The 24,306-nt window shown below is 66.3% G+C and carries 14 protein-coding genes; 9 read left to right on the forward strand and 5 right to left on the reverse strand.

The window, feature by feature from the left end; genetic code table 11:
• Positions 1–10: 10 nt before the first annotated feature.
• The 6 genes from BN4348_RS51820 to BN4348_RS51845 are packed head-to-tail and all read left to right on the forward strand — an operon-like array spanning position 11 to position 9,629.
• Positions 11–4,432 (forward strand): type I polyketide synthase, encoded by a 4,422-nt coding sequence (locus BN4348_RS51820; protein ID WP_264034182.1) that lies wholly within the window; start codon positions 11–13, stop codon positions 4,430–4,432.
• A gap of 22 nt (positions 4,433–4,454) precedes the next feature.
• Positions 4,455–5,453, forward strand: a complete 999-nt coding sequence (locus tag BN4348_RS51825) for a daunorubicin/doxorubicin resistance ABC transporter ATP-binding protein DrrA (protein ID WP_066916173.1) — start codon at positions 4,455–4,457, stop codon at positions 5,451–5,453.
• Positions 5,450–6,265, forward strand: a complete 816-nt coding sequence (locus tag BN4348_RS51830; protein ID WP_066916175.1) for an ABC transporter permease — start codon at positions 5,450–5,452, stop codon at positions 6,263–6,265. The genes BN4348_RS51825 and BN4348_RS51830 overlap by 4 nt, the downstream gene beginning before the upstream one ends.
• A complete protein-coding gene (locus BN4348_RS51835) occupies positions 6,262–7,089 on the forward strand; it encodes an ABC transporter permease (protein ID WP_066916177.1) in 828 nt (275 codons plus the stop codon). Before BN4348_RS51830 ends, BN4348_RS51835 begins: the two co-directional genes overlap by 4 nt.
• Before the next feature lie 15 nt (positions 7,090–7,104).
• Positions 7,105–8,370 (forward strand): phthiocerol/phthiodiolone dimycocerosyl transferase, encoded by a 1,266-nt coding sequence (locus BN4348_RS51840; protein ID WP_066916179.1) that lies wholly within the window; start codon positions 7,105–7,107, stop codon positions 8,368–8,370.
• Positions 8,367–9,629: a saccharopine dehydrogenase family protein gene (locus tag BN4348_RS51845; RefSeq protein WP_066916181.1), complete on the forward strand. Its 1,263-nt coding sequence runs from the start codon at positions 8,367–8,369 to the stop codon at positions 9,627–9,629. The genes BN4348_RS51840 and BN4348_RS51845 overlap by 4 nt, the downstream gene beginning before the upstream one ends.
• A 28-nt stretch (positions 9,630–9,657) precedes the next feature.
• Here BN4348_RS51845 and BN4348_RS51850 read toward each other — a convergent pair whose 3' ends face one another.
• The 3 genes from BN4348_RS51850 to BN4348_RS51860 form a co-directional block, all read right to left on the reverse strand.
• Positions 9,658–10,275: a TetR/AcrR family transcriptional regulator gene (locus BN4348_RS51850; RefSeq protein ID WP_066916183.1), complete on the reverse strand. Its 618-nt coding sequence runs from the start codon at positions 10,273–10,275 to the stop codon at positions 9,658–9,660.
• Positions 10,272–16,613, reverse strand: a complete 6,342-nt coding sequence (pks2, locus tag BN4348_RS51855; RefSeq protein ID WP_084454465.1) for a sulfolipid-1 biosynthesis phthioceranic/hydroxyphthioceranic acid synthase — start codon at positions 16,611–16,613, stop codon at positions 10,272–10,274. The genes BN4348_RS51850 and pks2 overlap by 4 nt, the downstream gene beginning before the upstream one ends.
• A gap of 823 nt (positions 16,614–17,436) precedes the next feature.
• Complete coding sequence (locus BN4348_RS51860) at positions 17,437–18,375, reverse strand: alpha/beta hydrolase (protein ID WP_066916185.1); 939 nt, start codon at positions 18,373–18,375, stop codon at positions 17,437–17,439.
• A gap of 78 nt (positions 18,376–18,453) precedes the next feature.
• Between BN4348_RS51860 and BN4348_RS51865 the strand changes: the two genes are divergently transcribed.
• Entirely contained in the window at positions 18,454–19,032 is a 579-nt protein-coding gene (locus BN4348_RS51865; RefSeq protein ID WP_066916224.1) for a hypothetical protein, read from the forward strand.
• Positions 19,029–19,679, forward strand: coding sequence for an RES family NAD+ phosphorylase (locus tag BN4348_RS51870; protein WP_372514057.1), 651 nt, complete (start codon positions 19,029–19,031; stop codon positions 19,677–19,679). The genes BN4348_RS51865 and BN4348_RS51870 overlap by 4 nt, the downstream gene beginning before the upstream one ends.
• Here BN4348_RS51870 and BN4348_RS51875 read toward each other — a convergent pair.
• A complete protein-coding gene (locus tag BN4348_RS51875; protein ID WP_066916189.1) occupies positions 19,676–21,013 on the reverse strand; it encodes a PE domain-containing protein in 1,338 nt (445 codons plus the stop codon). The two genes, BN4348_RS51870 and BN4348_RS51875, sit on opposite strands and share 4 nt — an antisense overlap.
• Before the next feature lie 128 nt (positions 21,014–21,141).
• Complete coding sequence (locus BN4348_RS51880) at positions 21,142–23,475, reverse strand: putative alpha/beta hydrolase (protein WP_235852799.1); 2,334 nt, start codon at positions 23,473–23,475, stop codon at positions 21,142–21,144.
• Positions 23,476–23,820: 345 nt separating this feature from the next.
• Here BN4348_RS51880 and BN4348_RS51885 point away from each other — a divergent pair, with 345 nt between their 5' ends.
• Complete coding sequence (locus tag BN4348_RS51885) at positions 23,821–24,297, forward strand: TetR/AcrR family transcriptional regulator (protein ID WP_235852800.1); 477 nt, start codon at positions 23,821–23,823, stop codon at positions 24,295–24,297.
• Positions 24,298–24,306: the final 9 nt, after the last annotated feature.

The raw sequence follows: 24,306 nt of genomic DNA on the forward strand, positions 1-24,306 counted from the left end.
CTCAACGGGTTTGCCGGCCAACGCAATCGCCGTGGTCGGCATGGCCGGCAGATTCCCGGGCGCCAACGACGTGTCGGCCTTCTGGGACAATCTTCGCCGCGGCGAAGAATCGATCGTCACGCTCTCAGAGCAACAGCTGAAGGCTGCCGGGATCGGCGATGAAGTGCTGGCCAATCCCGCGTATGTGCGGCGGGCGCCGGTCATCGACGGGTTCGACGAGTTCGACGCCGACTACTTCGGATTCCCACCGCAATCCGCTCGGACGCTGGACCCGCAGCACCGCCTATTCCTTCAATGCGCGTGGCATGCCTTCGAGGATGCCGGCTGCGACCCCGCGCGGTTCGACGGCGCCATCGGCGTCTACGGAACCTGCTCCCCCAGCGGCTATCTCCTGCACAACCTGTCGTCCCACCATGGCGAAGACGCCTTCCTGGGAACGGGCCTCAACTTCGAGCAGTTCAACCTGTTCCTGCAGAACGACAAGGATTTCCTCGCCACGCGGGTGTCCCATCAATTCAATCTTCGCGGCCCGAGCCTGACGGTCCAGACCGCATGCTCGTCATCGCTCGTCGCGGTCCATCTGGCCTGTCAGAGCCTGCTCAGCGGGGAATGCGACATGGCGCTTGCCGGAGGGGTGTCGCTGTCGGTCCCCCACCGGGTGGGTTACTGGAACTCGCCGGGGTCGATGGTGTCGGCGGTCGGCCACTGCCGTCCCTTCGACGTGCGGGCCGACGGCACGGTTTTCGGCAGCGGTGTGGCCATCGTAGTCCTCAAACCGTTTCAGGCCGCCGTCGAAGCCGGGGATCGGATTCACGCCGTCATCCGCGGGTCGGCGATCAACAACGACGGCTCGGCGAAGATGGGGTACGCGGCTCCCAGCCCGGTCGCTCAGGCCGATGTCATCGCGGAAGCTCACGCGGTCTCGGGCATCGATTCCTCCACCGTGAGCTACGTCGAGACGCACGGAACCGGCACACCGCTGGGTGATCCCATCGAAATCCAGGGCCTGCGAACCGCGTTCGCCGTGTCGCAGATGCCTCGAACCGGTCCCTGTGTCTTAGGGTCCGTCAAGTCGAACATCGGCCACCTCGAAGTCGCGGCCGGCGTCGTGAGCCTGATCAAAACGATTCTCTGCCTGAAGCACAAGGCGATTCCCGCGACACTGCACTTCACCAGCCCGAACCCGGAACTCCGCCTCGACGAGACCCCTTTCGCGGTGCAAAGCGCCTACGGCCCGTGGGAATGGGATGGAGTGCTCAGGGCCGGCGTCAGCTCGTTCGGGGTGGGCGGAACCAACGCGCACCTCGTCGTCGAGGAGGCGCCCCCGGTTGCGGCGCCCGCCGAGCCGGCGGACCCGCAGGTGATCCTGCTCTCGACGGAAACTGAAGCCGCACTGGAGGAATCGCGCAACGCTCTAGCCGCGGCGCTAAACGAAACGGGCGCCCCGAGCCTGTCCGACGTCGCTTTCACCCTCGCCGGGCGCCGTAAGCACAGCATCACCATGGCGGCCGTGGTTCACGACCGCGAACAGGCGGTCGCGGTCTTGCGGACTTCCGAGCATGACAACGTCTTCGTCGGGGAATCCGTCGGCGGAAACGTCGAGTCGGGGTCGCAACGCGTCGTTTTCATGTTTCCGGGTCAGGGCTCTCAGCACGGCGGCATGGCCCGGGGCTTGTACGACACCACGCCCGCCTTCGCCGAACACTTCGACATCTGCGCCGCGGGATTCCACAATGAGATGGGGATCGACCTACACGCCGAGATATTCGGCGATAGCACAACCGATTTGGAGCGCATTGACCGCTCCCAACCCGCGCTGTTCACAGTGGAATACGCGCTTGCGCGACTGGTGGAAAACTATGGGGTGCGCGCTGGAGCATACATCGGCTACAGCACCGGCGAATACATCGCGGCCACCCTGGCCGGGGTATTCGACCTCGAGACTGCGATCAAGGCGGTGTCATTGCGTGCCCGCCTGATGCACGAATCCCCACCGGGCTCGATGGTGGCGGTGGCACTGGGTCCCGACGACATCGAACCGTACCTTGCGGAGTACGCCGTTAAGGGAGTGGGCCTTTCCGCAGTGAACGATCCCGGCAACTGCGTTATCGCCGGTCCTAACGACGAGATCCGCGCATTCACCCAACGCCTTCGCGGGGACGGTATCGCCGCGCGACGCGTCCGCGCCACACACGCGTTTCATTCCAGCTCGATGGATGCCGTGGCGGCGGAGTTCCAAGATTTCCTGTCCGGTGTCGAGCTTCGGCGGCCGCACACACCCCTACTCAGCAACCTCACCGGGACCTGGATGTCCGACGAGCAAATCACCGACCCCGCCGCCTGGGCTCGCCAGATCAGTTCCACGATCAGGTTCGCGGACGAGCTCGAGGCGGTGCTGACCGACCCGTGCCGGATCCTCGTCGAGGTCGGCCCGGGTGGCAACCTGACGGGTTCGGCGATGCGGCACCCGAAGTGGTCGGGCGGACATCGCGCGGTTCGGCTCATGCGGCACCCGATCCAGAACGTCGATGATCGGGACACCTTCCTGCTCGGGCTCGGCCAACTGTCGGCGGCTGGCGTCCAGGTCGAGTGGCCGCGCCCGTCGGGGCCCGCGCCGCGAACCGTTTCTCTGCCCGGTTATCCCTTTGCTCACCAACGGCATTGGATCGACCCGAAGCCGATCAACTGGACCGGCCTGGCCGCGGGATCGCACGCGCCCGACGTGTCCACCAATGGTGCCGGTGCCGGCGCCCAAGCCGAACAGTCCCCCAACGGGCAGGCGCAGACCGAGGCGGCGCTGCGGCAGATCTGGATGCGGTGCTTAGGTGTCAATTCGATCGACCGCAATGACAACTTCTTCGACCTCGGCGGTGATTCCCTGATCTCGATTGGCATTTCGACCGCCGCCACCAACGCGGGCCTGGACGTCACGCCGCAGGATCTTTATCGACACCCTACTTTGGCCACCCTCGCGAAACACGTCGATGCGAAAGACGCCGCGGGCAGCTTGGCGAAACCGATTGACCCCACTACTCATACCTGCGTCCCGCCGAATGTAATGCAGTTCTTCGACCAAGGAGTGCAAGAGACCGGTTCCTGGCGATGCCCGCTGATCTTCAGGCTCGCCCCCGTCGTGGGCGTCGAAGACATCCGGGCCGTGCTCACCGCGGTGGCCGACCACCACGACGCGTTACGCCTTCGGCTCGTCGAACGCGCGGGGACGTGGGAGCAGCACATCGCCGCACCGCAGGAATTTGAACTGCTATCGACCCGAAGGCTTCCGAGCGACCTGACGGGTGGCGAACCCGCCGCGCTGCGGGCAGCCCTGCTGAACATCGCGGCTGAGGCCGCTGATGGCCAGACCGCATCGTTGACCGCCACACACGTTTCCGGTCCGGAGGCCAGTGCGCAGGGCAGCAGCCACCTGATCTTGTCCATGCACGAAGTGATCGCGGACAACGCATCTCGCGAGATCCTGCTGACCGACCTGCTCACCGCATTCACTCAGCGACTTGCGGGCGAGGGAATTTTGCTGCCCCCGACCAGCGCGCAATGGCGCGATTGGTCTCTGCGATCCGGGACACTGGCGACGCACCCGGCGGTCCTGGACACCCGTGACTTCTGGCTGGAGAACTCCAACACGGCGACATTGCGGCTGGGCGACCCGGAAGTCACCGACCGCCCCCATTCCAGCGACCTGGCGCGGGTGCCGTCGGCGCTGACCGTCGACAAAACGGCCGAGATCGACGACGCCCGCCGGAGGCTGGGCGTGCCGATCGAGGAGATACTACTGGCGGCACTAGGTCGGACAATCGCCCAGACCCTCGGCGAGGGTGTGGTTTCGGTCGACCTGGAGGGCGCCGGGCGCACCGTGCTGAGGCCCGACGTGGACCTGCGCAGGACCATTGGCCGTTTCACCACGATCTATCCTGCTCCGATTCCGTGCACGAGGGACGGCGATGCGGCCACACTGCTGAGCACTGTCAGCGACACGCTCAGATCCGTTCCGCACCATGGGATCGGCTATGCACTACTGCGCTACGTCTACGCACCCACCGCACCGCTGTTCGCCGCCGCCGGCCCCTCCGACATCCACTTCCGCTACGTGGGTCTGATCCCCCAGCTACCGCCCGTCGATGCACCGGTCCAGTTCGACTCCGACGCGGCGCTGCCGGTGCGCGACCCGATTCCGGGCCTAGGCCATGCCATCGAGTTTCGCGTATACCGCCACTCCGGCTCGCTGCATCTCGATTGGTGGTATGACACCCGCCGCGTTGCGAGCGCAACGATCGAGGCTCTGGCGCAGCGCTTCCCGTTGGCTTTGCGGGTGCTGCTCGAACAGGCCATCGCCGCAATCCCCGACGACGGCAACGCTGCTTCGGAGCCAGTGGAACTGGCCCTAGTGGACTTGTCCGCGCGCGACGCGGGTTGAGGGCTGAGAGGAAGGAAGGCCAATGGGTGACGCCGAGAGGATTTTTGACAAGGCGGTCATCGTCGATGGGGTACGCAAGACCTACGACGACGTGGTGGCCTTGCAGAACGTCAGCTTCGAAGTCGGCCGCGGCGAGGTGATCGGCCTCCTCGGGCCCAACGGCGCGGGGAAGACCACGCTCGTCGACATCCTGTCGACCCTGAGCCGGCCCGATCGAGGCCATGCAATCGTCGCCGGTTATGACTGCGTCTCCGAGCCCGCGGGTGTGCGCCGGTCGATCATGCTTACCGGCCAACAGGTGGCCCTCGACGACATGCTCACCGGGTTAGAAAACCTCGTCATGTTCGGCCGGTTGTACGGACTGGGTAAGTCGGCCGCGCGCATCCGCGCCGAAGAGTTGATCGAAGAATTCGAGCTGGCCTATGCAGGCAACCGGCGCGTGAAAACGTACTCGGGCGGCATGCGCCGGCGGATCGACATCGCCTGTGGTCTGGTGGTCCCCCCGCAGGTGGTCTTCTTGGACGAGCCCTCCACCGGCCTGGATCCGCGTAGCAGGCAAGGGATTTGGGATCTTGTCGGCAACTTCAAGACCTGCGGCATCACCACCTTGCTGACCACGCAGTATCTCGAGGAAGCCGACGCGCTTGCCGACCGCATCATCGTGATCGACCACGGCCGCATCATCGCCGAGGGCACCGCCGACGAGCTCAAGGAGCGAACCGGCGCCAGTTATTGCGAAATCGTCCCGCAGGATCCCAGGGATCTACTGGTGATCGCCGAGACGCTCGGCTCGTTGTTGCCCGAGAAGAACAGGGCCGCCCTGACTTCCGAATCGGATCGGATCGCCATGCCGGCGCCGGGCGGTACCAGTACCCTTATCGAGGTCGTGGGGCGGCTCGCGGCGGCCAATATCGACCTTGCCGACGTCGCGCTGCGGCGTCCGTCGCTGGACGACGTGTTCCTCACGCTGACCGGGGATTCCGCCGAGCCCCGAACCGTTGTCGCGGAGGTCATAAAGTGACCGCGCCGGCCACCGCGCGGCCCGGCCCGTCAGCGCTCGCACAGTGGTGGGTCCTCACCTGCCGCTTCATCGCCCCGACGCTACGCAACGGTGAGCTCGTCATCACCATCGCGTCCTCGGCGATTTTCACCGCCGGCTTCTACATTCCATTGCATCAGCTCATGGGAGCCGCCACCAGGGGCATCGCCAGCAGCTACGCGCAGTACATCATGCCGTTGATCGCGCTGCAGGCCATCACCTTTGCTGCGATGTCGACGGCGTTTCGGGCCGCGACCGACTCGGTACAAGGCATCAATCGCCGCTTCAAATCGATGCCGATCGCCCCGGCTACGCCGGTGGCCGCCCGCATCTCCGCCGCGGTATACCGCTGCCTGGTTTCGTTGGCGGTGGCGCTGGTCTGCGGTCACCTGATTGGATTCCGGTTCCACCGCTCGGCGGTCTACATCGTTGCCTTTTGCACCTTGGTGCTCGTGATCGGGGCGTTGCTGTCTTTCGGTGCGGACGTGGTCGGGACCGCCACCCGGAACCCGGAGGCCATGACGCCGCTACTGATCCTGCCGCCGTTGATCTTTGGACTGCTGTCGGTGGGTGTCCAGCCGGTCGAGCAGTTTCCTCGTTGGATCCAGCCCATCGTGCGCGACCAGCCGGTTTCGAGGTTCGTGGACACCCTGCGCGCCCTGGCCGGTGACACCCCACCGCATGGCGGTCCCTTCACGTGGTCCGTGCTGGCGCCGTCGCTGGCGTGGCTATGCGGATTGGCCGCGATGCTGCTACCGGCATCGGCAACGGTTTTGTCGAGGCGGGCGCGATGACCCTGGTTGACGAAAAGACCACCGACCACGGCGTTGACCGGCGGTGCTACGAGGATTCCGCACGGGTTCTGGTCCCACAGACCCTGGTGCAGACGCGACGGATACTTCTGCGGTGGGGGCGCGACCTCACCGCAATGGTCGAAGTGCTGGTGTTGCCCGTCCTGTTCCTGCTGACTGTGAATATTGTTTTGGGCCATATGGTTTCACAAGTCACCGGGCACAGCGCGCTGTACGGCACGGTTCCGATGAACGCCCTCGCCGCCGCGATCAACGGATCGGCGATCGGGGCGATCGGCCTCATCGGGGAGCGAGACGACGGCCTGCTGCGCCGGTTGTGGGTGCTGCCCGTGCACCGCGCGTCGGGTGTTTGTTCACGGGTGGTCGCCGAGGCGGTTCGGATCACGATCACCACGGCGGTGTTGGTGGCCGTCGGAATGATGCTCGGGTTCCGCTTCCACCAGGGCCCGCTGGCCATTCTGGCATGGCTGATCGTTCCGGTCATTTTCGGGCTGTCCTACGCAACCCTCATCACAATGGTGGCGTTGCACGCCGCGAAAAATTTCCTGCTCGAGGCGGTTACACTCGTTCACCTGCTCGCCGTCGTCTTCTCGACCGGGTTTCTGCCGGTAGACCAATTTCCGAAGTGGATACAGCCAGTGGTCGCACACCAGCCGATGAGCTACGCGATCGAAGCGATGCGCGGATTGTCGCTGGGCGGCCCGGTGCGATGGCCCATGCTCGCAACGCTGCTGTGGGCCACCGGCATCACCGCCGTATGCATCGGCCCGACGCTGATCGGCTATCGGCGCGCCAGCACGCACTGAACTAAGGAGTCCTAGGTGTTTCCCGGATCGGTCATCCGAAAACTGGCCCGCAGCGAGGAAGTATTCGCGGTCAACGAGACCTATTTCGCGTTCACGGCGCACCTTAAAGGCGCCATCGACGTCGACGCGATGTCGGACGCCTTCGACGCGCTCCTGGAGACCCATCCGATTTTCACCGGCCGCCTCGAGAAGGCCGACGACGGCCGCTACCAGATCGTGGCCGAAGACGTCCTGCACCAAGGTCTTTGGGTGGTCGACGACGGCGCCGATTCCAATGCCATTTCGACACCCGCCGGATTGCTGCTGGATCAAAGCCATTCTCTGATGAATCTGCGGTTGGAACGCACTGAAGGGGGCGGCGCACTGACGCTGTATACCCACCACAGCCTGGCCGACGCCCACCACGCGTTCGGTCTTCTCGAGGAGCTTTTCACCCTTTACACCAACGTGGTGGAAACCGGCGACCCCGGACCGAGGATACCGCAACCCGCACCCGAACCGCTGGAGGCGTTGCTTGAGCAGCGCGGAATCGAAAAACAGCGGCGGTCCGGACTCGAGCGGCTCTACCCGGCGGCGTTCGCCTACGACCTGCAGGCAGTCCAGACGCCGCCCATGGCGTCGAACCATGATGCCATCCAACCCATTCCGGTGGCCCGCATCCGGTTCACCGAGCAGGAGACGTCCGACCTAGTGGAGTTTGGCCGTGCCAATCAGCTCAGCCTGAACTCCGTGGTGGCGGCGGCCATCCTGCTGGCCGAGTGGGACCTTCGCAACACGCCGCACATTCCGATCCCATACGTTTATCCGGTCGACTTGCGATACATCCTGTCGCCCCCGGCAAGCCTGACCGGCAGCACGCTGCCGTTGGGGGTGGCAATCTATCTTGCCGAGATCGGGCCCGACACCGAGCTCGTCGATGTGGCCCGCGGTATCGTGGACGCTTTTCGAGCTGACCTGTCCGACGGCGTGATTCAGCAGTCCACGCTGCACTTCAACCTCCAATACGAAGGAACTCCGCCTGGGCTGCCCCCGTTTGTGCTGTGCACCGACACCGGCACGATCCCCGGCCTGAGCACACCGCCGGGCTTGGAGGTGGAGGACTTCCACAGCGAATTGCACTTCCCCACCCGCGCGCCGGTCGATCTCTACAGTTGCGGGACCTTTGCGGGTCGGCTTTTCATCGAGCACCATGCACATCTGCCAGGGCGGGAGAAGCCACTGGAGGCGGTACGTTCGCTGCTGTGCGTCCTGCCCGCCGAGGACAGCTGGGTTATGGAGTGACAGCCGAGCGCGAGTTTGACATCGTTTTGTACGGTGCCAGTGGCTTTTCCGGCGCGCTGACGGCCCGGTACCTCGCCCGCGCGGGGTCGAGGGCACGGATCGCGCTGGCCGGTCGCTGCAGCGACCGGCTGTTGGCCGTGCGGCGGCTGCTCGGCCCGACCGCGCAGGATTGGCCGTTGATCGTCGCCGACGCGTCGCGGCCGCCGACGCTGGCAGCGATGGCCGAGCGAACCCGAGTCGTGCTGACCGCAGTTGGCCCCTACATACGGTACGGCCTACCGCTTGTTGCGGCCTGCGCCGCGGCCGGAACGGACTACGCCGATTTGGCCGGAGAGCTGATGTTCGGCCGCGCCAGCATCGACCACTATCACCAACGGGCCGTCGACACCGGCGCCCGGATCGTGCTTTCCTGCGGATTCGATTCCATCCCTTCGGATCTCAATGTCTATCAGCTCCACCGCCGAGCCGTCGAGGACGGCGCGGGCGAACTCGGCGACACGACGATGGTGCTGCGCTCCTTTCGCCAATCCGCCGCGTCCGGCGGCACCATCGCTTCGCTGCTCGAAACGATGCGTACCGCCTCGGCCGACACGCAAACCCACCCGATCTTCAACGATCCCTACACGCTGACCACCGACCGCGCCTGCGAACCAGAACTCGGCCCGCAACCGGACTTCCAGCGGCGTCGAGGCCGCGAGGTCGCGCCCGACCTTGCGTGCTTCGGGCTCAGCGGATTTGTGATGGCCCCGTATAACACGCGAATAGTGCGGCGCAGCAACGCATTGCAAGACTGGGCCTATGGCAGGCAGTTTCGCTACTCGGAAACCATGAGCCTCGGCAACTCGCTCGCGGCACCGGTCGCCGCGGCGGCAGTGACGGGCGCCTTGGCGTGTGCCTTTAGCCTGGGCAACAGGCACTTGCGGCGGTTGCCCCAGCGATTCGTGGAGCGCATCGTGCCCACGCCGGGCTCCGGTCCAAGCGACGCCGCCCGCAAGCGCGGCCACTACACCGTCGAGACTTACACCACCACAGCGACCGGCGCGCGCTACGTGGCGACGTTCGCGCAATCCTGCGACGCGTACGAGGGCACGTCGGTGCTGCTGGGCGAGAGCGGTCTCGCGTTGGCATTGGATCGCGACCGCCTCTCTCCGTTGCGGGGGGTGCTCACGCCCGCGGCGGCGATGGGCGACGTGCTGTTGGCCCGTCTCCCGGCCGCGGGGGTGTCCATGGCGGCCGAACGAATCCGTGCCCGGCAGTGAGCAATCCTCGTCAGCGACGAGCCAAAAATTACCGAGTGGGTTCGGTTGCGTATCCCGAATATATCCGGCCACGCAAGCGGCTCCCCAGAGCGCAGTCGAATGCGCGTAGACACATTTCGGTGAGATCGGCGCGCGAGATATTCTTCGACTCAATCCATTTCACGCAGGCTGCGCGGACGAACGCCAACCACGCCTCTACGGCGATCTCGGCGGCCTCGCGCAGACATCCGTCCTCGACGAGTTGATCGATCAGCCGTTGGCCCACAACGTTGAGTTCTTCGGCGACGATCGCCTGGACGGCCGGGTCATCTGACCAAACGCCGCGGTTGATCGTGACGGCTTCAAAGGGGCGATCGACAAACGATTGGATATGGGCCTCGAGTCCGGTGGCCAGCTGCTCTGCGAGCGATAGCTGCGGATCGTCGCTCATGTGTGCCAGCATGCGGCTACTGGCGCGCCGGAATATCGCCGCGTATAAGTCTCGCTTGCACGGAAAGTAGTGATACAGCGTCGCTCTCGAGACATGCGCGCGGGCAGCGATGTCGTCCATCTGGACGTCTTCGTACGGCATTTCTGCAAACATCGCCGCTCCCGTGTCGATCAGCTGTTCGCGTCGCTGCTGCGGCTCCAGCCGGCGTCGTTTCACTTCCCACCACCGACATTCGAGGACCCACCGATGAGCGACTCTGGTTTGCCGTAGGGCGGTCCACCGGATTGGGTCGCGGACAGGTCGGAGGCGAGCGTTTCTGATAGGTGCAGACCCAAGGCACGCGCGGAGTTGTAGGTTGCGATGGTCCTGGGGGTGATTCGCAGTCCGGTTTCAGCTTCGATGCGGGTCCGCAGTTCGAGGTTGCCCAGCGAGTCCAGGCCATGGTCGGCAAACGGGCGGTCGGGGTCGATCGCACGCCGCAAAATCAGGCCGGTCTGCTCGGCTATCAGGCGCCGAAGCCGGACCGGCCATTCATCCTGTGACAGAGTCAGCAGTTCGGCACGCAGCGTAAAGCTTTCGGCCGTGTGTCGGTCTCCGGCCGTCCGGAAAGCCTCGGCGAACGAGCTGCGCGCAACGAGCGACGCGAGCCATGGCGCACCGGTGGTCGGAACGTAGCCGGTGTAGCCCCGGTCGTAACGCAGCAAAGTCTCGAACGCCAGAGCGCCCTCTTCCGGGGTGATCATCGTGGTCCGTCCGCTCGCCGCCATGAATGCCGCCCTGCCGATTTCGCCCCACGCACCCCAGGCGATCGAGCTCGAGGGAAGACCTTGACTGCGACGCCAGTGGGTGAAGGCGTCCAGCCAGCTGCAGGCCGCGGCGTAGGCCCCCTGACCGGCCGAGCCGAATAGCGCGGCTACCGAGGAGAAGGAGCAGAACCAATCCAGCGGCTGGTCCGCCGTCGCCTGGTGCAGGTTCCACACGCCGTATACCTTTGGCGCCCAGTCCCGATCGATCAGCTCGTCGGTGATGTTGGCCAGGGTCGCGTCCTCGACCACCGCGGCGGCGTGCAGGACCCCGCGCAGCGGAAGCCCGGTGGCGGTGGCCGCGGCCACGACTTGAGCCGCAGTGTCGGCCTCGGCGATGTTGCCGCACTTCACGACGATGTCGGCTCCAGTCGCCCAGAGCCGTTCAATCGCCTGTCGGGTTCGCGGCGTTGGGTTGGAACGCGCCGTCAGCACGATCCGCCCGCAGCCCGCCTTGGCCATCTCACCGGCCAAAAACAGCCCGAGACCGCCGAGGCCACCTGTAACGATATAGGCGCCGTCGTTGCGAAACACTGGAGCATGCTCGGGCGCCACCGCCGCGAGGGTCTCACCGGTGCGGGGCACGGTGAGTACAAGCTTACCGGTGTGCTCGGCGCCGCTCATCATCCGGATCGCGGTAGCGGCTTGCGACAGAGGGTATTCCGTGCAGGCCGGCAGCGGCAGGTGACCGTCCGCGATCCGCTCGTACACCGTCTGCAGCAGCCTCTGCAATCGCTGCGGGTGGGTCTTTGACAGCAGCGCCAGATCGACGGCATGGAACGTGAGGTTGCGCCGGAACGGTAAGAGACCCAGCCGGGTATCGGCGTAGATGTCGCGCTTGCCGATCTCGACGAAGCGCCCGCTGTAGGCCAGTAGGTCCAGCCCGGCGCGCTGCGCCGCCCCGGTCAGCGAGTTCAGCACGATGTCGACGCCGCGGCCGTCGGTGTCGCGAGGGATCCGCTCGGCGAACTCCATGCCGCGCGAGTCGTACACATGTTCAATGCCCATATCCCGCAGCATTGCCCGTCGCTCCGGGCTGCCAGCGGTGGCGAAGATCTCGGCCCCCACCATCCGGGCGATGCCTATCGCGGCCTGACCGACACCGCCGGTGCCGGAGTGGATTAGCACCTTGTCTTCGGCCGAGATCCTGGCCAGGTCGCACAGTCCGTACCACGCGGTGCCGTACGCGGTTGCCGCCGCGGCGGCCAGCCCGGCGGTGAGGCCGTGCGGCAGGGTGGCGACCAGCCTGGCGTCGCAGGTGACGAACGTACTCCAGCTGCCGTTGGCGTACCCGGAGAAGCCGCCCACCCAGTCGCCGACCCGGTGGTCGGTCACGTCGGCGCCGACGCGCGCCACCACGCCGCCCAGATCGAATCCCAGTTGGTGCGGCTGACCGTCGAGATCGGGGTAACGCCCCAGGGCCGCAAGGACATCGGCGAAGTTGATGCTGGACGCGTTGACCGCGATCTCGACCTCGCCCGGCCCCGGCGGCTTTCGGTCCAGGGCAACGCATTCCAGCGTCTGCAGGTCACCGGGATGACGCACCGTCATGCGCATCCGCTCGGACTCGTGCTGCACCGTGGCGACCCGCCGTTCGTCGGCGCCCAGCGGCGTGCAGCGGAGCCGCGCCGTGTACCACTGCCCACCCCGCCAGGCGGTCTCGTCTTCCTGCGAAGAAGTCAGCAATTCGTGCGCCACCTGCTCGGCGTCAGCATCTTCCCGCAGGTCGATCTGGGTGGGCCGGAGCTGTGGGTTCTCCGCGCCGATCACCCGCAGCAGGCCGCGCAGTCCGGCCTGCACCAGGTTGGGCTGGTCATCGGGCAACACGATCTGGGCTTGCCTGGTGACCACGTACAGCCGGGGCGGCTGAGCCGAGAGTTCCGGCAATTCGCGAGTCATGCGCACTAGGTGGCGCACCTGTTCGCGGCCTCGCAATAGCCCTTGCTCGTCCAACTCGCCGGCCGGTGGCGGGCAGACGATCACCAAACCTTGGAGGCCGCTATGCACCTCGGCACCGAGCTGTTCGGCGTTGGCCACTCGATCGGTCGACTCTGGCCAGATCAGGGTCTCACATTGCGCACCAGACACTTTCAGCGCATCCGCGAGCCGCGATGTCAGTGGATCGGCATCGGCGGTATCGACCAGCAGCCACCGCCCGAATGCCCGCTCGGGCACTGGTGGCAGCGCCTGCGGCTGCCAGTCGATGGTCAGGAGCCGCTCGGTCATCAGCTGGTCGGCGGCGCCGCCGCTGATAGCCATACGCAGGCCCTGCACGACCAGCAGGACCGCGCCGTCTTCGGCCAGCAGATCCAGATCGACCTCGACCGCTGACCCGCTGACTGATGTGACCCGCAGGTGGCAATACCGCGCGGCACGCGTCGAAGCGTATCGACGCAGCCGCCGCACACTCAGCGGCACCAATCCCCTCCCCTCGGAGGCGCCCTGCACGGCCGGGTGTGCCAGCACCGACTGAAAGCAAGCATCCAGTAACGCGGGATGAACGCAGTAGCCCGTCGGTTGACCCCGAACTGCGCTGGGCAGCCGCACCTCGGCAACGACACTGCGGCTTTTTGTTGCGGCGGTGCGTGCCGACACCAAACCACCGAAGGCAGGCCCGTATTCGACGCCGCGCTCGGCGAACGACTGCCGCAGCGCGGCGCCCTCCGTCGGCTGCGGGTGGGTGGCCAGCAGGGCGGCGATGTCGCGCTGCAGTGGCTCCTGATCGTCGGCCGCGCGGAGCACAGCGCCGCCTCGCCGCGTGCGCTCACCCTCCCGCTCGGTCTGCACCACGAGATCGACCACGCCGTCGCCCTCAACCGAGGCCACCGTGCTCACCACAGTCTCCTCGTCAAGTAGCAGCATCTGCTCGAGGCGAACATCGCACACGTCGGAATTCGGACCCAGAACCATTTCGGCGGACGCCAGTGCCATTTCGCAGAAGGCGGCCCCCGGAAAGACGGCAACCCCGTTCACCCGGTGATCGGCCAGCCAGGGCAGCGCCGCGGTGCCGATCTCCCCCTGCCAGGCGTGGCGTTCCGGCTCTTCCGGCAACCGCACGTGCGCGCCGAGCAGTGGGTGCACCGTAACCGTCGACTTGCCGCGCGACCCCGCCGCCGGCTCGTCGGTCTCGAGGAGCAGCCGCTGACGGGTCCACGTCGGCAGCGGGGCATCCACCAGGCGACCGCGCGGATACGGTACCGAGAAGTCGATCGCGGCGCCGGCACCGTACAGATCCGCCACGGAGCCGAGCACGCCGAAAGGCATCGGCTGTTCGCGGCGCATGGCCGGGACTGCCTGCACCGCGATGTCGGCGGCGCCGGCGGTTTGTTCCACCGCACGGATCAGCAGCGGGTGCGGCGAGGGCTCGCCGAACACCCGGTGGCCGTCGTCCAGGGCGGCCTGCACCGCGGCGGCGAACTTCACCGACTGCCGGAGGTTGTTCACCCAGTAGCTGGCGTCGAAAGCCGGGAGGATCCGTGGATCATCAAGCGTCGCAGAGTAATACGACACATCCGGCGTCGTCGGGGTGAGGTGTGCAAGCTGGTCGGCCAGTTCGTCAAGAATCGGATCGACCTGCGACGAGTGCGACGCGACATCCACCGCCACCTCGCGGGCCATGACCTCACGGCCCTCCCATTCGGCTACCAGGTCGCGCACCGCTTGGGTCGCTCCGCCCACCACCGTGGAGTTCGGTGACGCGATCACCGACACTTCGACGTCGCTCACTCCGCGGGCGGCCAGCTCCTGCCGCACCTGCTGGGCCGGCAGCTCCACCGAAGCCATCGCTCCCGCACCCGCGATGCGCGACATCAACTTCGAACGCCGGCAGACCACCTTGACACCGTCCTGCAGCGAGAGCGCCCCGGCGACGACGGCGGCCGAGATCTCGCCAAGGGAATGCCCGATCACGGCGCCGGGCTGTACGCCGTAGGCGCGCATGGCGGTGGCCAGGGCGACCTGGAAAATGAAAAGCGTCGGTTGCACCCGGTCGATGTCCGTGACGACTTCGGGAGCCGACATCGCCTCGCGCACTGAGAATCCGGACTCCCGTGCGATCAGCGGCTCGGCGTGGGTGACAGTCGCCGCGAACACCGCATCGTTGGCCAGCAGCTCGGCGCCCATGCCCGCCCACTGCGATCCCTGGCCCGAGAAGACCCAGACCGGGCCGCGGTCGCCGTGACCCGACACCGGAGCGTAGGGGGTTTCTGCGCCGGCGATTTCACGCAACCCCGCGGCCAGCCCCTCGGCGTCGCCCGCAATGACGGCGGTGCGGACGGTCCGGTGTGCGCGCCGTCGCGCCAGGGTGTACGCCAGGTCCGAGATAGCCAACCCGTCTTTGTGATCGTCCAGCCATTCGGCCAATCGTTGCGCCGTCTGGTGCAGCGTTCCCCCGGAGGTCGCCGATAGCGGAAACAGCAACGGCCCGTGCGCCACTGGGGCTTCCGGGTCGGTTCGGGCGTCGGGCGCCTGCTCGAGCACGGCGTGCACGTTGGTCCCCGACATGCCGAACGATGTCACCGCCGCCCGTCGCGGCCCCTTGCCTTTGTACGGCCAGGGTATGACTTCCCGCGGCACGAACAAGCCGGTTTCGATTTGCTGTAGCGCCTCGGGCAACTGGGTGAAGTGCGCCATCGGCGGCACCACGCCGTGCTGCAGGCCGAGGACCGCTTTGATCAGACCGACAGCTCCGGCCGCGGCTTCGGTGTGCCCCAGGTTGCTTTTGGCCGATCCGACCGCGACGCGATTGCCGTCGGCACCGTACACCTCGGTCAGACTTATGAATTCGAGCGGATCGCCCACCGGGGTGCCGGTGCCGTGCGCCTCGATCACACCCACGGTGGCCGGCTCCACCCCGGCCACTTCCAACGCCGCCCGGTACACCGCGGCCTGGGCATCCGAGGACGGCGACGTGATGGTCTCGGAACGGCCGTCCTGATTCGCCGCGGTGCCGCGGACGACGGCCAGAATTCGGTCACCGTCACGGAGCGCATCGGGCAAGCGCTTGAGCAGGACCACCGCACAACCGTCCGATCGGACGAACCCGTCGGCGGCAATGTCGAAACTGTGACAGCGGCCGGTCGGCGAGAGCATGCCCTGCGCCGACGCCGAGGCAGAGACCCGCGGGTCCAACACCAGCATCGCGCCTCCGGCCAACGCAAGATCGCTTTCACCCGTGTCCAGGCTCAGACACGCCATGTGCACGGCGAGCAGGCTCGACGAACACGATGTGTCAACCGTCAGCGCCGGACCCAGCAGTCCCAGCCCATAGGCGATCCGGCCGGACGCCATGCTGAAGGGAGTGCAGGTATAGCCGTAGGCATCCTCCAGCGAACCGGCGTCGCCGGTAATCAGCGTGTAGTCCTGTTGGCACAACCCCACGAAAACACCGGTGCGAGACCCACTTAACGAGGCCGGAACGATGCCCGCGTGCTCGATCGCTTCCCATGACGTCTCCAGTAGCAATCGATGCTGCGGATCGATGGCGGTCGCCTCGCGCTCGCCGAAGCCGAAGAACGATGCGTCAAAGCCGCCGATGTCGTCGATGAAGCCACCCCACCGCGACACCGACCGACCGTGCACCCCACGCTCGGGGTCGTAGTGCTCGTCGACGTCCCACCGATCGGCGGGAATCTCCGTCACCAAGTCGTCGCCGCGAAGTAAGGCGCGCCAGAACGCGTTGGGCGAATCTACCCCGCCGGGAAGCCGGCACCCCATCCCGATGATCGCCACAGGGCTGACACGACTTTGCATGGCTTCCAACCTCGCCTCAACTCAACCGGGACTGCTCGCCGGCCGTACCGAACTCTTGAAATTGGAGAGGCTCATCCCACCACGTCACTCTGACAACCTCGGCCCAATCACGAGGCATCGACGCAGAAACCACACCAGGAAAACTCAGCTTAGACCGCCGCAGCGGCAACGGCTGTCGAAAAGACCAATTTCCCTTCCTAGCCCGAAGGCGTATGTGCCCAGTTGCTAATTCGATGTTGTTGCATACCAATTCATTTCAGAAACGTCAACTCGGCATGGCCGCTACCAGCAGGTAATTTCGCATTGAAGTTTGCGCTCCAACGGATGCGTTTGCCACACGCGTGCCGCCTGACCCGTGATCAGCTGTTTTCTCACCGCCGATATATTGCCGCGCCCGACGGATGACGAAGAGCTTCACCAGATTTACTGAGAAGAGCGTCGCCAGAGTGCCAGGTCTTCGGTACTGTTCCACACGCGTCGAATCATTGGTAGTTGACACCACGGGAGGACGGAAGATGCGGCTAGCGCCTCGTCCCTTTGATCCGTTGGGCGACACCATGAAACGACGCCCAGGTGCCGGCGGATGGCCCAACCCCGCCAGCGACTCCTGGTGGTGCTGCTGCCGGTCAACAACTCCTTACCCATAACCGGTGGCAGACGGGCAGCTTTCCCTCAAGCCCCCACCGCCCGCGGGAAAGCTGCCCGTACACCACTTTTGGGCAGCTTCGGCACGGTTCGCTCGGCGAGCGAACTGAAGTGATTGTGCCGCAGATGAAAACCCTTCTTAGGGGAGAGGATTCCCGCCTCCAGCCCATCGCCCGCGCTAGAAGGCGAGCGCCCGCCGCAACACCGCGACCGCCTCGGCCCCCTCGCGCTGTGAGATCGCCGCGTCCGGGATGAGGGCCGAACCGTGAAAAGTCCCGGGGAACAAATGCAATTCGACGGTCACCCCGGCGGCCAACAGGGCCTGGGCGTAGGCGATGCCCTCGTCCCGCAGCGGATCGAACTGCATCACCGAGATGTAAGCGGGCGGCAGTCCCGCCAGATCGGTCGCGCGCGCCGGTGCGGCATAGCTGGAGACGTCATCGGAGCCGGCGCGGCCCGGGCCGAGGTAACAGTCCCAGCTGGCCACGGCCTTCGGGCGATTCCACAGCGGGGTGTCGGTGAAGGCGGTCATGCTTGCGGTGGCGAGCCGGTCATCGAGTTCGGGCACTCCGAGGAACTGGAACGCGATGTGCGGGCCCTTGCGATCGCGGGCCAGCAGCGCCAAACCGGCACACAAGCCGCCGCCGGCGCTGACGCCGTGGATGGCGATGCGGTGCGGATCCACCCCGAGCTCTTCGGCATGCCCCGCCATCCAGACGAGTCCGGCGTAGACGTCCTCGAGCGGCCCGGGAAACGGTGTCTCCGGGGCAAGCCGGTAATCGACGGCAACGACCACGACACCGAGCGCGCGCGCCAGCCCGACGTTCCCGGCGTGTTCGGTCTCCAGGTCGCCCGCGATGAACCCGCCGCCGTGCACGCTGTAGACGGCCGCGGGTGCGCTGCGTTCGGCAGGCCGGTAGATGCGGACCGGCACCTCCGGGTCGCCGGCACCGCCGGGGATCAGGCGATCCTCACAGTGCACGCCGGTCAGATCCGGGGCGGGCAACTGGGCGATCATCGCCGACAGGGACGACCGCATCGCGGCGGGATCGGCACCATCGAGGTCGGGCAGCATGGGCACCACCGCAGCGAGCTCGGGGTCGAACGCGTACGTCATCGTGGCCTCCTAGCCCCCGGGATCCCGCCATTAACGATGATAGTATGTTGTTAACACACGTTAGAAGTGGGATTGGTGATGGCGCCCAACGACCTCGGACAAATGATCGTCGAGCACTACGCGGTCAGTGGCGCGGACCTGGCTGAGGCATTGCAGAGCCTGCCGTCGATCCGGCCCGATGCGGCGGCGCTGTCGGAGGCGGACGCGGCGCTGTTCGACGAATCGGACTTCGCCGAGGATGACCGCGCGTATGCGCGCGTCACGGTGGAGACGCTCGGCCGCGTCGCGCGTCTCATCAACACCGCGTATTCGGGTGGCCAGGTGGCCGAGCTGCTCGGCGTCAACGAATCTCGGGTGCGTCAGCGCCGCGCCGACCGCACGCTGTGGGCGATACAGGATCGCGGCGGCTGGGTCTTTCCCGCTTTGCAATTCGAAGACGAGGCCGGGCGGCGCGGTCAGATCCGCGGATTTGACCAGGTCTTGCCGGCGCTGCCGGACGACCTGCACCCCGTGTCGGTTGCCGGATTTCTCACCACACCGCAAGCCGATCTGCGCGTCGATGGTCGATCGGTGTCGCCACTGGACTGGTTGCGCAGCGGCGGCGACGTTCGGCTGGTGCTCAGCGTCGCCGAGGCCGCCGACTGGGCCAGCAGGTGAGCGGCGAGGAAACCCTGGCCGATCCGCCCTCGAAAGAGGAACTGCAGGCAATCGGCATCCGTGACAACGAACTGCGCGCGATACGGCGGTCGGAGAAATGGTGGCGCGTGCACCGCACCGCGGGCAAACATGTCTTGGCCTGGAACGAATTCCGGGCCTATGGGCCGTTGCTGAGATTCGACCCGCACCCCGAGCCCACGGGCGACCATCCGGGCCACGGCGTGTGGTACGGGGGCTCCGTGCCCGGCGCAGCGCTCGCCGAAGCGTTCCAGGAGCACCGCGCCATCGACCGGGTTCGCGAAGCGCCGTACTTGACGTCATTACGGTTTACCCGAGACCTGCGCCTGCTCGACGTCGCCGTCGACAGCGTCGGGGCGTGGCCGACCCGAGCCGGCGGCACGTTTGCCATGTCGACCGCACCCCATGCGATCACCCAACGCTGGGCCCGCGTCATCGTTGCAGCGTTCCCGGGCCTCGACGGGATGCGCTACAACAGCCGATTCGCCGGCAAAGCGTGCATCGCGTTGTTCCCCCCGGCCGCGACGGCAATGCCGGCACGACCACACACCTCACACCCGTTGACGCACCCCGGCCTCGCAAAGCGCATCGCCGGCGTCGCCGACCGCCTTGGCTACTCGATGGTCTAAATCAGGCCCGTCAGTTCCGTCGACAAGCCACCGAGGCTGGTGTGGGTCACGGCGTGTACCACGTCCCGGGTCACCGCGATCGGGAAGTGCAGCGTCGCACCGGCGACCTCGTCGACGCCGGCTTGCACCGCGCTCACGACGGTCATCGGATCGCCGGTGCCGAGGGCCGCCCAACTGTTCCAGGCCGCAAATTGTGGCGCCGTGACCAGGTTGCGCACGTCGACGAACAGCTTGGTCGGCAGGGTCGGCGGCCCGACGGGTATGCCGTCCCAACTGGTCATCGTCCAGCCGCCCTGGGGGCTGCCCTGCACCGTGACCACGCCGGTGTTGGGCAGCGGGTGGGTGAGCATCAGCAAGGGATTCGGGTTGTTGACGTTCATCAGCGTCCCCACCTCGATGGCGAATTCGCTGGAGAACGCGACATCGGTGATCTGGCCGTTGCCGGCGATCACCGGGTTGGTCACGGCGGTGCCGTACATCGTCTGCATTGCGTTGGTGAAGCCCTGGTCGAAAACGATCCCGTTGAGGTGGGCGGTGCCCGGGGCGAGCATCGGCACGATCGGGAATCCGAGCGTCCACGCGACCGGGCCCACCAGATACATCAGGCCCTGGGGGCTGATGTCGGGTGCGCCATCGAAAATGCCGGCGCTGATTTCGTTGAGCCCGGGCAATATCGGCGCGTTGGTCATGCCGGCGAAGAGGGCGGTCTGCTGCACCCTGGTCAGCTGCGACTCGAAAACCCCCGCGAAGTTGCCTTGCCCCCCGAGCACGGCGCCGATGGCCGTCGCCTGTTGCTGGCCCAGCGCGGTGAGCGGCAGGCCGGGCACGGCCGTGTCGATCAGGTTGGCCGCGTTGCCAATTGACTGCCCGTGCCGCACGAAGTCGATGACGATCGACTGCTGGTTGCCGCCGGTGCCGCCGATGGCCGCGTTGATGATCGGGCGGAGCGCCTGGCCGAGCGGGCTGTGGTCAACAGCCTGGACGATGACGTTCATCGGGCCGGCGAGCGGGGCGGGGGCGGCCGGGCCCGGCGGTCCCTGCATCGACGTGGCGATGCCGGCCTCCGCCGCCGCGTACGACGCCGCCGCCGCGCCCAGCGTGCGCACCAACCGCTCGGAATACGTCGCCGCCCGCGCCGCCGCCGCCTGATACTCCCGGGCGTGGGCGCCGAACAGCGCCGCGACGGCCGCCGACACCTCGTCGGCGCCCGCCGCGGCCAGTTCGGTCGTAGGGATGGCCGCGGCCAGATTGCCGGCGCTCAGCGCAGAACCGATCTGCGCTACGTCGGCCGCGGCCGTCTGAATGACATCCGCCGCCACCACCACAAACGACATCGCCCACCCCCGCCGCTCCTGCGTACTCGCCATGATGAAGCTCGGCGCCAGAAAAAATACGCGTATCGACAGATTCGAAAACGAGCATCGCGGTTTGCACTTCCGCGGCCCCTCGACTCAGCCCGTAATCACTTCTTCCAGGGCTGCGGATTGTGCACGATGTTGTTGTAGTACGTCGCGATGTCGTCGTCGACCCGCGTCACGGTGTCGTTGCCGAGCGTCCGGCTGAGCGCGCTCGACAGATCGCCGTCGTAGCTTTCGACGGGATTGGCGTCGCGCCATGCCTGGGGCATTTCGGCGTAGGTGGCGATTCTCATGGGGCCATGGGGCTGCTGCGGATCGACGGGCCGGTAGAACTCCGGCCCCAGGTCGTTCAGGGGTTGGCCGGACGCCAGGAATCCGTCGAGCACGAGCCGCGGTGGTGCGGTGTGCGGCAGGTCCGGGATCGACTGCGTGGTCGGCTGGGGACCGACGATGTCGTGCTCCATCGCCGCGCCGATGAGACCCGCTCCGCCGCCGACGATTCCGGCCCCCAGGAGCGGAAGCGCGCCGACGCCGAAGCTGCCGCCCTTCGTGAGAACCTCGTAGGCCGATTTCTTCAGGTTGTATGCGGCCATGGCGTCGGAGTTCGACGCGTTGAACGTGCCGACGTCGACGAGGCCTTTCAACCGGGCCGCGTACTTGAGGCCTTCGTCGTGGTTGATCAGGTCGGGAACGTGGTTGCCCACGGCTTGGGCAAAGCGGCTGTCGGCTTGGATGATGTCGCGGTCGGCGGCGCCGTTGAAATAGTCCGACGCCGTCTTGTCGGTGCTCAACACCGAGAAAATGCCCTTGGCCACCGGCCAGGAATCGTTCTCCTGGTTCTCGGCGGAGTCGGGTGTGCCGAAGAATTGCGACAGGTCGTTGTGTTCGCCCGCGATGTTGGGGATGTACGGCGCCAGCCCGTGCGCGAACGACTGCACGAGGCCGGGATTGGCCGCGCCCAACGTCGTGGTACCGAACCCGTCGGGCAGCTTGAGCAGGTCGCCGGCGTGCTGGCCCAGATAGGTCGCATAGGAATGCGCGGTGCGGCCCGCGATCTCCGCTTCCGCCACGGTCGGGTTTTCCGTCCAGCTGAACAACGAGCCCACCGCCTTGCCGCCGTCGTCCCACGGGTTCTGGGTGACGTCGGACAGGAACTGATCGTGACCGCCACCGGTGATCAGGTCGGTCACCCGCAGGTGATCCCGGCCGGCGGCGCGGAACACGTCGTCGAGGACGCTCCGCTGGTCGCCGTGCAGCAGGCTGTGGTCGAGGAGCTGCCCATGCGGGAGTTCCTCGTGCAGTTCGCGTGCGCCCCAGTCGAGCATCGCCTTGTCCAGTTCCGTGCCGTGCTGCAGTGCCGGGTTTCCGTCGCCGACGATCTTCGCGATCGACTCCATATCGTCGGCCGACCAGCGGGACGACTCGTTGCCGGTGAGCGTGTTCTGCACGCTCTGCGGCAGCTGAGAAAACCCGCCCCTGAGCGTGTCCGATCCCTGTTTGGCCCCCACCTTCAGCGGAGTTTTGGGAAAGGTGAGGCTCGGGTTGCTCATCAGCTGCAACGAGTCGCCGACCATGTTCTTCTCGACCCCGAGGCGTTGTTCGGCGGTTTGCAGCTGGGGGACGCTCATCCCATGCTCTTGCCCCTGCAGCTGACTCAAAACCGCTGCCTGCTCGGCGTTTAACGGCGCCTTGCCGGCGAGCTGGTCGGGGGTGATGGTGCCCAGCACCCCGTTGACTCGGGCGGCGGCACCCTTGTCGCCCCCGAGCGCATTGTGTACGTCTCGTTCGGCCGTGTCGGGCGTCTCGGCCTCATGGCCGTCGGCGCCCCAAAGCCGGGCGGGGTCATATCCATCGGTGGCCAGGTTTGACTGCCCGCTCTGCAGAATCTGCGAATAGGTGCCGCGGATCGAATGCAGCTTATCCACGGCCCTTTTGGTGACATCTACCGCGCCGGCCTCGCAAGAATCGATGAATTCCTCCAGCGCCCGCAGATCGGCATTCGTCTTCACATGTTGTTTCATATCGACGGCCTGGGCAATCAGTTCATCGAGCTCGTGCAACGAGGTTTCCAGCGCGGAGATCGTTGCGTTGCCGCCTTTTTGGGCCTCGGCCAAGGCGGCGGCGACCTCTTCGAGATGAGCCCCGATCTTCGGCAGTTGCTCGGACTGCGCCCCCAGCGCCTGCGCGGTGTGCTGCACTTCGGCGGAGTCGTTGATCGGGTTGTCGCCGTTTTCGTGAGTCCAGGCCGCCTCGAAGCGGCGACGCGCCTGCTCGAACGTCGCGTCGGCCTCGGCGGTGGATCTGCCCGCACCGTGAAAGGCGCCGGCCAGGGCGGAGATCTGCGCCGGACGACCGGCTTGCAGGCTTTGATTGATCGCCCAGGGATCACCGCCGGCGGCCGCGATCAGCCCCGGAATGCTTATGTATTGGAGCTGCATACCACCCCCGTCCGAACTCGAGATCAGACTACTGCCGCAGATTCGCGGGTCAATTCAGCACACTATTACCGCGAAAGCGCGACTATCGACACGTTTCTCGAGTGGATGCGTCGCTAGTTGCACTTTTGCGGCAATGGTCTACTCGCGCCCGACCGATACTCGCTGAGGCATCAAACGCAGAATCACCCCCGCCACTGTGCCGCCGCTTTTGTCCAACCTATAGCGTGTCGGGGTATGTCGACCTCTGAGCAACCGCGCCGGTGGGGCAAGACTTCCGCTACACAGCAGCGGATCCTTGATGCGGCGACGGAAGTATTTGGAGCCAGGGGGTTCACTGTGGCGACGATGGCGGATTTGGTGGCCGCATCGGGGGCCAGCATTGGCAGCATTTACCACCATTTCGGTGGTAAGACCGAATTGTTTTTGGCGATGTTCGAGCAAATGGCCAATGCCGTTGACCGTCGTATCGAGGAGACGATGCGGGAGGCCGGAGACGGCGCCGACCCGCGGCGCATCTTCGAATTGCACGTGCGGGCCTACCTTGCGGCCATGTGGGAAGGACGACGCCTGGCCAGGGTCCTGACGTCCGAAGACACGCCACCGGGGTTCGAGGCTGCCCGTCGCGGCCGCATGCAAGCGGCCTTTCGGCACTGGATGGCGGTGCTGGAGCTGGATAGATCGGTGCGCGGGCAGCTGCTGAGGCGTGTCCTGGTGGCGACCATAGCGGAGTCGTCGCTGATGGTTGCGGAGTGTGAGGATCCCGACGACGTCCCGGCCATCACCGACGCGGCGGTGGAGTGGATCGACCGGATTATCGGGTGAACCCCCTAC

Origin of the sequence: Mycobacterium interjectum (assembly GCF_900078675.2) — a bacterium.
GTDB classification, from domain to species: Bacteria; Actinomycetota; Actinomycetes; order Mycobacteriales; family Mycobacteriaceae; genus Mycobacterium; species Mycobacterium interjectum.